Here is a 14,463-nt window from a genome sequence, read left to right as displayed (position 1 = left end):
ATTGCGTATGAAGATGATATTTAAAATAGCCAAGACGGAATTGCAGTCTTTGTTTTATTCTCCTGTGGCTTGGTTGATACTGGTTATTTTTACTTTTCAGGTCGGTATGATTGCTTCTGCTTTGTTTGAGGAGACGGTCCGTTATCAAGCCATGGGCTATACCGGCGGAGGTAAAACTTTTTTATTCGGGAAAATATTCACTGTCGTGCAAAGTTATCTTTATCTCTACATCCCTTTGTTGACGATGGGAGTCGTAAGCCGGGATTTGGGGGGCGGCACGATTAAATTGTTACACTCATCTCCATTGCGTAACAGTCAGATCATATTGGGTAAATACTTGGGAGTAATGGTCTTTGGTCTGGCTATGATGGGAGTGTTGGTGTTTTATACCGTTTTGGGACTTTGTACGATCCATTTGATGGATCTTCCTTACGTGTTGTCCGGATTATTGGGGTTGTTCTTGTTGTTGGGCGCTTACGCGGCTATCGGTGTTTTCATGTCCAGTATTACTTCCTATCAGGTCGTGGCGGCTTTGGGCACGTTAGGCGTTTTATCCGTGTTGAATTATGTGGGTATGGTATGGCAGGATATGGAATTTATACGGGATCTTACTTACTGGTTATCTATTAGGGGACGGACGGAGGAATTTATACGGGGATTGATATGCAGTGAGGATGTGATTTACTTTTTAGTCGTTATCGCTTTATTCCTCACTTGGGCTACCCTTCATATACGTTACCGGGTACAAAGGAGTCGTTGGTCCGTACGTTGGGGAGCCTATGTCGGGGCGTTGGTTTTTGTCATGCTGGTAGGTTACCTCAGTTCCCGGCCGAAATTAATGTCTTATTACGATGCTACCCGGACTAAACGAAATTCGTTATCGGTTGCCAGTCAGGATATCGTTGCCAGAGCGGAAGGCGGACTCACGATTACGACTTATACGAATATTTTGGATAAGGATTTCTGGTCGACTTTACCCGGAAGAATAAATAGCGACAAACGGGAATTCCGCGAGTTTGTTCGTTTCAAGCCGGAAATGAAGTTGAAATACGTTTATTTCTATGCTGATGCGAATAATGAGGAGTTGGATCAGCGTTTTCCGGATTTGAATGATAAAGAGAGAGCGGAAAGGTTGTGTGATCAGTTGGAGTTGAATTTTTCGAAATTTCGTTCACCTGAAGAGATGCAGGATATAGAGGATTTGAGCGAAGAGGGGAATCGGACCGTACGGGTCGTGGAACGGGAAAACGGACAAAAAACTTTTTTGCGTTTTTACGATTTCGGCGGTTTCAGGATGGGACCCGGGGAAGCTGAGATTTCTGCTGCTATCAAACGCTTGGTCATGAGATTGCCTCATGTCGGATTTCTGAAAGGACACGGGGAGCGAAGTATATATAAGGAGGGAGACAGGGAGTACAAGCGTTTCTCGAGTGATAAGAGTTTTATGTCGGCTTTGATAAATCAAGGATTTGACGTAGAAGAGGTAACGTTGGAAAAAGAGATTCCGGCCGAAATAGATATTTTGGTTATTTCAGAGTTGAGGTCGGCTTTGACTTCGGCGGAAAAGGCCTATCTGGATCGTTATATCGAAAGAGGGGGAAATTTGTTGATTTTGGGAGAGCCGACAGCACAAGATCGGATGAATCCTGTTGCGGAATCTTTTGGAGTTCAGTTTATGTCCGGAAGATTGGTACGACCGTCAGAGGTTTATCAAGCGGATTTAATTCAAAGTATTCCTACGGATGCCGGAATCGCTTTGTGGGATGGGTTGGCGTACATGAGAGAGAGGGAGGGGTGTGTGGCGATGCCCGGGAGTGCCGGGTTGATTTATACGCCGGATAAGGGGTACTCCATGACTCCTATTTTGGTCAGCGATACGGTCGGGTGTTGGAATGAAGTCGGAACGAAAAATTTTATTGAAGGGACGATTACTTATGATTCCTTATCCGGGGATAGGATGGGACCCTTTATTACGGCAATGGCTTTAACCCGCCAGGTGAACGATAAAGAGCAGCGGGTGGTTATCGTGGGTGATTCCGATTGTATCAGCAACGGAGAGTTCGCTTCGGGGCGAAAAGGCGTCCCCGCCATGAATTATACTTTAGTGCGGTCAGCCTTTTATTGGCTTTCCTATGAAGAGGTGCCGGTGAGAATAACTTATCCGGAGTTGATCGATGATTACCTTTTCGTGAGTGAAGACGGCATGGAGTTTTTGAGCGTTCTATTCATGGGAATATTACCGGCATTGTTGGCTATGGCCGGTATGATTATTTGGATACGCCGGAAAGGCCGGTAATTTGTTAATTATTTATGTTTTGATGTGATGAAAATGATAATGAAAATCGCGAAAACCGAGTTGCAGATGTTATTTTACTCGCCTGTAGCCTGGTTGATTCTTATAATTTTTACCTTTCAATCGGGTTTGGTCTTTTCCGAGGGAGTTTCGCGGATGGTTCTGGAAAAGACGATGGGGTGGAAATTAATGGGCGTCAGTACGAATATTTTCGTTCGGGTACTTTATTCGATGCAGGAATATCTTTTCCTTTATATTCCTATTTTGACCATGGGATTGGTGAGTCGTGATCTGGCTGGCGGAACAATGAAATTATTGCACTCTTCTCCCATGACCAACGCTCAGATTATTTTAGGAAAATATCTTTCTATGATGATATTTGCTTTGGTATTGGTTGGTATTTTTTTAGTCTACCTGCTTTTTCTTTTGTGTTTTGTCGAGAATGTCGATGTGTTGACCATTCTTTCGGGAATTTTTGGCATTTATTTATTGATATGTACTTATGCGGCTATCGGACTTTTTATGTCGTCTGTCTCTTCCTACCAGATTATCGCTGCTATCGGTACGCTGACCATCTTGTCTTTCCTGAATTATATCAACCAGATGTGGCAAGAGATTGCATTTGTGCGGGATGTGACTTTCTGGTTGTCTATTCGCGGTCGGACAGGGGGGCTTATCGGGGGATTAATTTGTAGCGAAGACCTTATCTACTTTATTATGGTTCCTGCCATGTTCGTCACTTTTGCGATCATACATCTCTCTTCCCGGGTTAAACACGTGTCGTGGGGAAAAAATGCCATGAAATACGCGGGAGTATTTTTAATTATTGCTTGCGTGGGGTATTTAAGTTCTCGTCCCCGTTTGATGGGGTTCGTGGATGTTTCCCGGGAGAAGGGCAATACGCTGACTCCCCATAGTCAGGAGATCGTGAAACTTTTGAAAGGGGGATTGACGATTACCACTTATAATAATCTGATGGACCGGGATTACATGAAGGCATTGCCCCAGTACGTGAATTCCGATAAATACTCTTTCTGGAGATACATACGTTTCAAGCCGGAGATTAAATTGAAATACGTCTATTATTATGATACGGTTGTAAATAAACAGATGGAAAACTTTTACCCGGAACTCTCTTTTGAAGATCGTGCCAGAAGGTTTGCAGGAATTCATAAGTTGAAATTCTCCCGGTATTTATCGCCCGAACAGATCAGAAGCGTGATCGATTTACGTCCGGAGGGTAACTATTTTGTTCGGCAAATAGAGCGGGAGAGCGGAGAAAAAATGTTTTTACGCCTTTACAATGATATGTTCCGGGATCCAGGCGAAGCGGAGATTTCTGCCGCATTCAAACGTATGGTAATGGAGTTGCCTACCGTGGGATTTTTAACGGGACATGGGGAACGGAATATTAATCGGGAAGGAGACCGGGATTATATTCGTTTCGCTCAGGATAAATGGTTCCGTCAGGCTTTGGTTAATCAGGGATTCGATGTGCAAGAGGTCGAACTTACCGGAGAAATACCTGCCGTTATTAAGATCTTGGTGATTGCCGATATGAGGAAAGAGTTGACGGATGAGGAGAAAGAAAAGTTGGATCGTTATATCGAGAGGGGTGGGAATCTGGTACTTATCGGGGAGAACGGATATCAAAAGTATATGAATTCGTTGGTCGAACCTCTGGGAGTTTCTTTCGTGAACGGAGTATTGGTACAACCCTCGGAAAATTATTCTCCGGATATGGTGTTGAGCAGACCGACTCCGGAATCATGGGAGTTGTCTTATTATTTTAAAGGGATGGCCAAATGGAATTCCTGTGCCACGATGCCGGGATGTATGGGACTGGAATATGTGACCGATAAAGGGTTTACGGTAACACCTCTTTTAGTGACCGATTCAACAGGCGTATGGAATGAATTGGAAACGACTAATTTTATAGATGATACGGTAAAATTGAATCCGGCGGTCGGGGAGAGAGAGCAACGTTATGTAACGGCTTTAGCCCTATCCCGGAAGATCGGGGAAAAGGAACAAAAGATTGTCGTGTTGGGAGATGCTGATTGTATCAGTAACATAGAGTTATTTAAGAGAAGAGAGGAGATACGTGCTGAGAATTATTATATTATTTTAGGATCTTTCCACTGGTTATCGGATGGGGAAGCTCCGGTTGATGTTCGCCGTCCTCTTCCCATAGATAACGATATCTTTTTGGGAAAGGAAGGTGCTAAGATTACTAAAGTTGCTTTCACCTGGGTAATCCCCGGATTGATATTACTGTTAGCTCTTTTGGTCTGGATCAGGAGAAGGAGCCGGTAGGTTTAGTTTCTTATATTTTCATGGTGTCGTTTTGCGACACCATGTTTTTTTTAATTAGTAAAAAACCATAATAAATAAAAATAGGGCATGGAACTATAATATTTTATGAATATATTGTTTAATAGTAATCATTATAGCGGAGGAGATTATGCGTATCGAGAGCATTTAAAAAAACAAGAAATCGGATAATACCAAAAGTGTATTCATGTATTCTATATTCAGTAAAGGTCAAATGAGTGTCGGTTTGTGCTGATTTTAGTATTAATAAACGAACGATTAATACTAATTCGTAACTGATCTCGATTGTTCTTTTTTTTAAAGTATTTGATTCAAAGAATCAATAATTTATAGCTTTTATAATCTTTTGTTCCATGTCATCAAAAATCGTTGGTTTTTTGATATGGATAGGGGGAAGATTACGCTGATTTAAATTGTTGATGTGTAGTATACAAATAAAGAAACTAAAAGGGTGAATTCCAACAATGATAAGATTAGAAAGCATTTTGGAAGGGATTAACAGGAAGGATGAACGTAGCTGGGAGCAATTGTATGCAGCCTGTTATGCGGCTTTGTGTACCTATACGGAATCCTTCGTGTCCGATATGGATACGGCTAAAGATATTGTGCAGGAGTTGATGGTGGGCATATGGAATTCGGATGCTCATTTCTCAACCTCGGCAGAGTTATTAAGCTATTTGTATAAGTCTCTACACAATAATTCTTTGATCTACATAAGGAATAAAAAAACGCGGGAACGGATTTTAGATAAATTGACAAAGAACGAAGAAGAGGAGGATGATCATGATTTTTCAATCAGAGTCGTGCGGGAGGAAGTTACGAGATTGTTGTATATGCATATAAGAACTTTACCTCGGATGCGAAGAAAGATTGTTGAGTTGAGTATAAATGGTTTTTCGGGAAAAGAGATCGCGAGTAAGTTGGGTATTAGTATTAATACGGTGAAGGTCCAGAAAAATAGAAGTATAAAGTATTTACGTGATTGTTTAATAAATGTGAAAACGGAATACGAACTCTGATTTTTTTTAAAAAAAAGTAATACCGAGTGAAGGTTTAGGTATTTCATAATCGATATGAAGGAAGAAAAGCGATATATTGAATTAATTATTAAGTCCTGGGCAGGAACACTAACGTTAGCGGAAAAACGAGAAGTGGAGAAGTTGTTGGAAAAGGAAGAGTGGGCGGAATTGAAGAGGGAGTTGGAGAATGACCGCGTTTTAATGGGGCGTTTCAAGGAGTATGAAAAATACGATACGGCAGGAGATTTTTTGTTGTTTTTGGAGCGGGTACGCAAGAATAAAAAAACGACGAAAAAACAGAGGTCTATGTCCCGAATGTTTGCTTGTGCGGCTTGTTTCGCGTGTTTGATCATGGCTTCGTGGATATTTATTCATCAAGAATTATTACCGGTTGACGAAAGCATCGCAAAAGTTTCGCCGATGGAACCCATAGACCGGAATAGTATCCGTTTGATTTTAGACAATGATTCCATGATTGCTTTATCGGGAGAAGCAGAAGCTAAAAAATTGGATACGTTAGGAGTTTCTTTCATGACGGGTATACAGACTTTAGATTATACGCGGGTGAAGCGGGATACGTTGGTCGATTCTATGACCTATCATACTTTAATCGTTCCGAAGGGGTGTGTATTCAACATCGTTTTGGAGGACAGTACGAAAGTGTATCTGAACGCGGAAACCGTGATAAAATACCCGAGGTTTTTTGCTGGAAATAGGCGGGAAGTCTATATAGAGGGGGAAGCCTATTTCGAGGTTAGCAGAGATGAGGAGAGACCTTTTATCGTAAAAGGAAATAATTTCTTCGTGGAGGTGTTGGGAACTTCATTTGATGTAATGAATTATGAGAATGAACACGAATCGCGGGTAACCTTACTGTCCGGTAAAGTAAGGATGTGTACCGAAGATACCGTTTGGCAATTAACACCCGGGGAACAGCTCTCTCTTTCTGTTGCCAACGAGATAAATGTACGTCGTGTAAATACAAAAAATGTGATATCATGGATGGATCGTAAGTTCAATTTCGAAGGAGAGACCTTGGAAATGATTATGAGAAAGATTTGTCGATGGTATGACGTGGAAGTACTGTTTGAGAAGCCTTCTTTACGGGAATCGCGTTTTACGGGGACTCCTCCGAATAATATTTCGTTACAGGAGTTATTGGATGAATTTTTAAATTATACTACGGATATAGAATTTACATTACATAACGGTGTGATTAGTGTAAAAGAGTTAAAGCATATTTAAATTTTTTAGTAATTAGTTAATTGATAGAGTCGGAAGATATCTAAAAGGGGAATTTACATTCTAAATTGTAGTTTATTTAATTAAAATTTATATCACAAAATAAATATATATAATATTTCATTAAAAATAGTCTAATATCAATTTTCAGCAAATTCTACAACCAATCTACAAACAGCGGTGAAACCCGCGTAAAAGGAGGCAAACGAATGGAATGCGGGTTTCATTTTTAGTAATTTAAAACTAATCTACATGAAAAAAAAGAAGTCAAACTTATTGATGATGGGGAAAAAGATAAGTAGGATCTTATCTCTTTTTATCTTGCTTCAAGTGTTCGGGTTCGCAATTTGTCGGGCACAGTCTCCGACAGAGCCTAAGTTAACCGTGGAATTCGAGAAGTCAACATTTATGCAGGTGTTGGATTACATTAAAGAAAACACCGATTACGATTACATGTGTAATAATGAGGAGATGAAAAAGATTCCTTTGATTACGCATTCTTTTGAGAATGCCCCGGTTTCTGAAATTCTCGAAGTGTGTTTAAAGGATACGGAATACACTTTCGTTATTACTCGAAACGTGATTGTTATTCAAAAAAGACAGTCGAAAGCTGCCGTTTTGGAACAGGTTACGATTCGTGGAAAGATTTTCGACGAGAAAGATCTGCCTCTGCCCGGAGCTGCGATTGTTGTCAAAGGAACCCATTTGGGGGTAACCTCCGATGTAGATGGAAATTTTAGTTTATCTCTTCCCAGGAAGGATACGGTTCGTCTGTTGGTAAGTTTCGTGGGAATGATTACCAAAGAGGTAACCGTTACGGATTTTCAAAAAGAGGTTATAGTTAAGATGGAGCTCGAGGTAAAACAGGTGGAAGAAGTTATTGTTACCGGGTACGGTAATATTCGGAGATCCGCTTTTACGGGAAATGCGGTGAGTGTGACTCGCGAGGAGCTTTTGAAGGTTTCCAAGACGAATGCCGTTGCAGCTTTGCAGGTTTTCGATCCCTCTTTCCGTATCATAGACAATAATTTGTGGGGTTCGGATCCGAATGCCTTGCCCGAAGTACGGCTCCGCGGCCAGGCCAGTATCGGTGTGAAAGATTTGGATCGGAGTAGCGTATCCAAATCGGTATTGCGTAATAACCCGAATCTGCCTCTTTTCATCATGGATGGATTTAAGGTATCGATCGAGCGCGTATACGATATGGATCCGAACCGTATCGAAAGTATGACTATTTTGAAAGATGCGGCAGCCACGGCGCGATACGGAGCTGAAGCCGCTAACGGTGTTGTCGTTATCACGACGGTAGCTCCTAAAGCCGGAGAAGTTCAATTTACCTATAATATGACGGGTATTTTGGAAATGCCTAATTTGCACGGTTATAATCTGATGAACGCCGAAGAAAAAGTGGAGGCTGAAAAAGCTGCTGGTTTGTATGACTTTACGGATCCCGTTTCTCGAACTTTGTATAACGAGAAAATGAAACTTTTAGCCCGCGGCGTTGATACCTATTGGTTGAGTAAGCCTTTAAGAAACAATTTCAACCATACTCATAGTTTGACGGTGGAAGGCGGTTCCAAAGAGATGAGATACGGACTTAATTTTGCTTTTGACGATCAGAAGGGGGCAATGAAGGGTTCTTACAGACAAGGGCTCGACGTCTCTTTTGATTTCCGCTATTTGACGGAAAAGGTACAGGTCTCCAATTTAATCAGGTATGGTGTCGTGAAGAGTCATGAATCTCCTTATGGAAATTTTTCCGAATATACAACCTTACTACCCTATCTTGAATATAAAGATGCTGACGGAAAGTATGTGAAGTCATTGAAGGATTTTGACTTACATTCAGATCGTTTTAATCCGAATCCTTTGTACGAAGCGAATATAGGAAACTATGACAAGTCTAAATACAACGAGTTGACCGAACAATTCAGTATCAGATGGTATATCTATCCTACACTTCAATTGGAAGGAAGATTGCAGATAAATCAGAGGAGAGACAGGGGAGATAAGTTCACCCATCCTGAGTCTTTGTACAGCGAAAGAGAGGCGGGGGGCGATATGTCTTTGCAAGGGCAATTAAGTCGTACCGACGGCGATGATGTTTCATGGCAGGGGCGTGTTTCTTTTACTTATAATGAGTTGGTAGGTAAACATAATATGAATCTTTCCGCCGCAATGGACGTTTCAACTTCCAAAAGGGAGAACAATGCAGCTGTTTACAGGGGATTCCCTTCCGGGGAATTTACCTCTATCAGTTTTGCTAAAGAGGTGGTGGATAAGCCGACTTCAAGCGATGAAAAGAGAAGAACGCTCGGTTTTACCTTGATGTTTAATTATTCTTATAATGATATCTATCTGGGGGATGTCTCTGTTAAGATGGACGGTTCTTCCGAATACGGTTCCGATCGTCGTTTTGCGCCTTTCTGGGCATTCGGTGCCGGTATCAATATTCACAATTATCCGTTTATGAAAAATTCCGTTATTTCTAAGTTGAAACTTCGCGGATCTTACGGAACCGAGGGATCCTTGAACTTCCCTTCATATGCGGCGATTCCGATGCACGAGATCGATATTTCTCGTTGGTATGCAACAGGTCCTGGAGCGTCTTTGATGAGCACGAGAGGTAACACGGACTTGGAGTGGCAAAAAACAAAATTGTTTGATGTCGGTCTCGAATTGGGAATTTTAAATGATCTTATTTACATCCATCCTTCTTACTATATAAAGATTACCAATGGATTGGTGGATAATGTTACGCTACCTTCTTCAACCGGTTTCAGTACTTACACCAGTAATGTGGGTAAAACCGAGAATAAAGGTTTCGAGATAGAATTGAGAAGTAACATCATTAATCGTCAAGATCTCTATTTGGCCGTATTTGCCAATTTGGCTCATGTGACGAATAAGATTAAGAAGATCTCGGATGCTTTGAAGGCTTATAATGATAAGGTAAACGAATACTATTCGGATCAGGAGAACGATGTAACGCGTGTATTGACCAAATATGAAGAGGGACAATCCACGACGGCCGTTTACGGAATGAAATCATTGGGTATCGATCCGGCGACGGGTAAAGAACTTTATGTTTACAAAGACGGAACTGTGGGGTACGAGTGGAAAGCCACGGAGATGAGTGTTATCGGAGACAAAACGCCGAAAGCGGACGGTTCGTTCGGTCTTAACTTCCGGTATAAAGGCTTCTCTTTGTTTACGGCCTTTACTTATAAGTTCGGAGGAGATTTTTACAATACTACTTTGATATCGAAAGTCGAAAATGCCGATTTCAGAAAGAATGTGGATAAGCGAGCCATGGAATTGCGTTGGCAAAATCCCGGTGATATCACCATGTATAAGGATATAAAAGATCGTGAAGTCGATACGAAACCTACTTCTCGTTTTATGCAGCGTGATAATGAATTGAAATGGAATTCCTTGACATTGGAGTATGATTTCTCGGGAGAAAAATTGCAGAAATATGGTATCAATATGTTGCGGTTCTCTGTGGGAACGACAGATATTTGGAGACTCTCTACGGTGAAGACAGAGCGGGGAACGAATTATCCTTACGCGAATTCGGTGAACTTCACTTTAAATATTGGTTTCTGATCGATGGATTAAAAGTTACAAAATATGAAAAGAATAAAATATACATTATTTTTTATAGGTATCATCACCTTCATGTCATGTGAAGATTGGTTCGATGTAAAACCTGACAATCAGGTGAGTAGTGATGATCTGTATTCAACGGGCAGCGGTTATCGAATGCAGTTGAATGGTATCTATATGGGGTTGTCAGAAACTTCTTTGTATGGCGAAAACCTGAGCTGGGGGTTTATGGATATTTTAGGACAATACTATACGGAAGAGTGTCTGACGGATGATCAGAAAGATATCAATAATTTCCTTTACAAAGGAAATGTCGTAAAAGGACTCGCCAGTACGATATGGAGTAGAATGTATCACGTGATAGCCGATTGTAATGACTTGATCGACCATGTATCCAAAGAGAGTGCGAGTGCTTTTGAATTCGGAGAGATAGAGAAGGCAAAAATTTACGGAGAAGCTTTAGCCATGAGGGCGTTCGTGCATTTCGATTTGTTGCGTTTGTTTGCTCCCGCTAAAGATGACGGTAAAAGATACATTCCTTATGTGACGGATATTAACGGTACGATAAATATACCGTTAACCGTGAATCAAACGTTGGAAAGAATCGTGAACGATTTGAAGGAGGCCCAGCCTTTGTTGGTACAATGGGATTCATCCTATGTAATAGAAGATGATCGGTCTGTTATGCGTATAGTTAAGGTTTTAAGAGATACCAGGTTTACGTTATTTTGGAACGAATACGAGACGAAGGTTGTTTCTTACTTTGAGAAACGCCCGGGATATCGTATGCATTATGCTGCTGCAAGAGCTATTTTAGCCCGGGTTTATTCCTATATGGGATTGCAAAAAGAGGCCTATGACGAAGCCTATGCCGTGTGTAACCTGAAAGAGAGTAGCTGGTCGAAACCCTTTGACTTTAATTACGAATGGGATATAGATGGAACAAGTGAAAATGGAAATAAAAAGTTATTAGGTGATGTCATCATGGCATTTTATAATGAGAAAAATGCGGATAATTTTAAACCTTACCTGAGCACGTCCCCTCTTTATTATAGAAACCTGAATGGATTGTTCAGCGGAGATGCATTGGGAAGTGACGTGCGTTATCTCTATCTGACCATGAATTATCGGGACGGCGGCCGTGTTTCCGTGAAAAACAGACAAGGAACTACCGATGTGGAAGCTATTCCGGTCATTCGTAAAGCCGAATTGTATTATATCATGGGCGAGTATTTGGCATCGCACGGAGATGTTGAAGGTGCTTGTGAATTGCTTCAAGAAATTAAAGAGCGGCGGAATGATATCACCCTTTGGCCGGATATCAATAACGCCACGGAGTTCATGGACTTTATGTTGATCGATGCCCGGAGAGAGTTTATGGGTGAGGGACAGTCTTTCTTTATGTACAAGCGATTGAATCGTTCCTTGTGGGACGGTGCCAGTTCGATAGATCTGACAGGGCGGAGCTATTTACCGATACCTGATAGTGAAAACGTATTATTATGACGTTAATTAATAAATTAAAATATAGTATTATGAGATATATATTCATATTAACAATACTGTTTTCCGTTTTTTATTCCTGTAGTGAAGATAAATTGGATACATACGATGCGGAACGGTACGTTTATTTTTCCAATACTTCCGCCGATAGTATTGTGGAATCGTTTTTCTTTTATCCCGGGGCAAACAGTCGAGAGGTAAAGATAGAGATCGGTTATGCCGGGAAAGAGATTACGGGTAATTGCAAGTATCGGATAGAAGTAGATCAGGATTTGACGACTGCGGCTGCAAATGACTATAGTTTCAGCAATGATCAAGTCTGGGAGGCCGGGAAGGATAAGGATACCCTCGTACTTACGTTAAACAAGACTCCTAATTTGGACAATAAACGCGTACGTTTGGTTTTGAAGATTGTTGCAAGTGATGATTTTAATGTCGGTCCTCTCGCGAATACGAGGTTGATCGTTAATTTTACCTCGATGGCCATTACACCTACCTGGTGGGACGAGCGTATCAGTTCTTCTTATTTGGGCAGATATACGGAGACTAAATATGCCGAGTTTATCAAGGCGACAGGTATAAGCAGCATGGAGAACATGAGTGCAAGTGACAAGAGGTATTATTCATTGAAGTTCAAATATTATTTGATTAATATCAAGAATGAGACGGGTAAGCCGGTTATGGATGAAGGAAATGTAGAGATGACAGTTCCTGTTTTGGGTTAATTATAAATTGATATGATATGAAAATAAGAATATTATTAGCCTTATTCCTTTTTGTTTCTCTTTATAGCTGTTATGAAGATAAAGGGAATTATAATTACAAGGCCATCAATGAAGTTCAAATAACGAGTTTTATAACGAATGAATCGGATTACGATTCCGAAGGGGGATACTCGATCGGTTCTACGGTAAAAGTCTCTCCCGAATTGACATTTGCATTGGATGAAGAGAATGTGCGTTTGGGCTTTCAATGGGTTTTGTTTGGTGAAGTGGTTAGCAGGGAGAGAGAGTTGGTGTGGATTGCCGATACGGCCGGATGGTTTTCTGGGAGAGACTGTTATCTTATTATCCAGGATAGCGTGAGCGGTTTGGAATTCGTGTCCGGTATATATTCCAATGATGCAAATGCAGGATTGCAGTTGTACATTCGGTCGGATGATTTGACGGGCGGATGGATGATTGTAACTAAACGGAACGGCGACTACGTGATCGACTATGCCAATATCGAACATCGTCGTGATCCGGTAACAGGTGAGTATGTTGTTGTACCTTATACCATCGAAAATGTTTTTGCGGAACGAAATATGGGATTGGAATTGGGCGGAGAGATAAAGGATCTCGAGTGTTTCTTCGTGGAGCGAGGTTTTATGACGCCTTGCCAGGTTTTGATTTTGCAGGAGGGGGGTATCGGACCGGTTTATGTTGACGGTGCAACTTTCCAAAAGAGTATATCCTTGGCAGATGAATTTGTGGGAGCAAGTTTACCGCAGGGTGTGAATTTTGCCAGGGCTTACGATAAACCGAAAGGAACTATTCTGCTTACCGATGACGGACAAGTGTATTTGAGAAGAAAAGATGATCCGGATGCTTATTTCACCGGAAAATTCCCGGATTTTTCTGTAGCTATCGAAAAAGGAATGGATGCCGGCCCGTTTGCCTCTTATCGCTATGATGAGTTGGTTGGTTTGACATTCGATAAGAAAAACAATCGTTTCCTGATGTTACAGGATCGTTTCGAATATTATGACGGAGCTGTTGAGGGCGGTGTGATTTCTCAGGTGTATCAGGCACCGTCCGAGGAGTTTACCATGATGAATAATATGGGTGATGTGGAGATGCTTTATTACGGTAGTTATAAAGATGGGGACGACTTGAGATATTTCGTTATGTATAAAAATAACAATCCGGGAAAGGATGGAAAATATTACTATATGATATTCAAGTATCATAGAGATTGGGAAACCGGATTGTGGGAAGTAATTCCGTTGATAGAAAAAGTTTTCCCGAGTAGCGAGTTGTTAGATGGAAAGAATGTATTCGCAATTTCTCCTCGAGAGAAACAATATTTCCTGTTTTCGGGAGGTGATCAGCATGATAAGTTGTATGGTTATATGTTTGCGGGAGACGAGGGTGGTGTAGCCAACGCGAGATTGCTTTATGACTTTAAAGGAGCCACGATTAAAAGTATTGAGATAACTGACCTATCGAGTCGGGCCGTGTACATGGGAATTGGTTTGTCGAACGGGAAATTGTGTGAAATGGGTATTGCAGCCGATGCTTTTATCAATGGTGTTACAGAGGATTACATTGATTTTTATCCTCAAGATTTCGGAGATATTCAGTTTATAAGAAAATTAAGAACAAGTAGTAATCAGTGGTAAAAATAGAAGGGAGAGAGCTTTCGCTCTTTCCCTATTTCAATATCGGGTGTGCGTATGTTATGTGAATCGATTTTCTGGTA

Annotated in this window: 8 protein-coding genes; all 8 read left to right on the top strand. The window is 41.1% G+C overall.

Annotated features, from left to right (window positions below):
* Positions 1-7 precede the first annotated feature (7 nt).
* The 8 genes from DMB45_RS07595 (at position 8) to DMB45_RS07560 (ending at position 14,383) form a co-directional block, all read left to right on the top strand.
* The gene (locus DMB45_RS07595; protein ID WP_041505412.1) at positions 8-2,296 is read left to right on the top strand and encodes a Gldg family protein; all 2,289 of its coding nucleotides are present in this window, start codon (positions 8-10) and stop codon (positions 2,294-2,296) included.
* 39 nt (positions 2,297-2,335) lie between these two features.
* Positions 2,336-4,609 carry a Gldg family protein gene (locus DMB45_RS07590; RefSeq protein WP_236684998.1) on the top strand — a complete coding sequence of 758 codons (2,274 nt, stop codon included), beginning with the start codon at positions 2,336-2,338 and terminating at the stop codon, positions 4,607-4,609.
* 482 nt (positions 4,610-5,091) lie between these two features.
* Positions 5,092-5,646, top strand: coding sequence for an RNA polymerase sigma-70 factor (locus tag DMB45_RS07585; RefSeq protein ID WP_041502045.1), 555 nt, complete (start codon positions 5,092-5,094; stop codon positions 5,644-5,646).
* 54 nt (positions 5,647-5,700) lie between these two features.
* Positions 5,701-6,891, top strand: coding sequence for a FecR family protein (locus DMB45_RS07580; protein ID WP_041502044.1), 1,191 nt, complete (start codon positions 5,701-5,703; stop codon positions 6,889-6,891).
* 249 nt (positions 6,892-7,140) lie between these two features.
* Positions 7,141-10,497, top strand: a complete 3,357-nt coding sequence (locus tag DMB45_RS07575) for a SusC/RagA family TonB-linked outer membrane protein (RefSeq protein ID WP_110688626.1) — start codon at positions 7,141-7,143, stop codon at positions 10,495-10,497.
* Between the two features lie 24 nt (positions 10,498-10,521).
* Complete coding sequence (locus tag DMB45_RS07570; protein WP_110688625.1) at positions 10,522-12,003, top strand: RagB/SusD family nutrient uptake outer membrane protein; 1,482 nt, start codon at positions 10,522-10,524, stop codon at positions 12,001-12,003.
* Between the two features lie 29 nt (positions 12,004-12,032).
* Positions 12,033-12,725 (top strand): DUF4843 domain-containing protein, encoded by a 693-nt coding sequence (locus DMB45_RS07565; RefSeq protein ID WP_160289122.1) that lies wholly within the window; start codon positions 12,033-12,035, stop codon positions 12,723-12,725.
* Positions 12,726-12,742: 17 nt separating this feature from the next.
* Positions 12,743-14,383, top strand: a complete 1,641-nt coding sequence (locus DMB45_RS07560; protein WP_041505415.1) for a PKD-like family lipoprotein — start codon at positions 12,743-12,745, stop codon at positions 14,381-14,383.
* The last annotated feature ends 80 nt before the right edge of the window (positions 14,384-14,463 follow it).

This window comes from Sanguibacteroides justesenii, assembly GCF_003204205.1.
Lineage (GTDB): Bacteria > Bacteroidota > Bacteroidia > Bacteroidales > Marinifilaceae > Gabonibacter > Gabonibacter massiliensis.
This window is presented reverse-complemented; position numbering and strand designations above follow the sequence as displayed.

Coding starts and splice junctions, on each gene's coding strand:
- DMB45_RS07595 (WP_041505412.1), top strand. CDS start 8: ATGAAGATGATATTTAAAATAGCCAAGACGGAATTGCAGTCTTTGTTT.
- DMB45_RS07590 (WP_236684998.1), top strand. CDS start 2,336: ATGAAAATCGCGAAAACCGAGTTGCAGATGTTATTTTACTCGCCTGTA.
- DMB45_RS07585 (WP_041502045.1), top strand. CDS start 5,092: ATGATAAGATTAGAAAGCATTTTGGAAGGGATTAACAGGAAGGATGAA.
- DMB45_RS07580 (WP_041502044.1), top strand. CDS start 5,701: ATGAAGGAAGAAAAGCGATATATTGAATTAATTATTAAGTCCTGGGCA.
- DMB45_RS07575 (WP_110688626.1), top strand. CDS start 7,141: ATGAAAAAAAAGAAGTCAAACTTATTGATGATGGGGAAAAAGATAAGT.
- DMB45_RS07570 (WP_110688625.1), top strand. CDS start 10,522: ATGAAAAGAATAAAATATACATTATTTTTTATAGGTATCATCACCTTC.
- DMB45_RS07565 (WP_160289122.1), top strand. CDS start 12,033: ATGAGATATATATTCATATTAACAATACTGTTTTCCGTTTTTTATTCC.
- DMB45_RS07560 (WP_041505415.1), top strand. CDS start 12,743: ATGAAAATAAGAATATTATTAGCCTTATTCCTTTTTGTTTCTCTTTAT.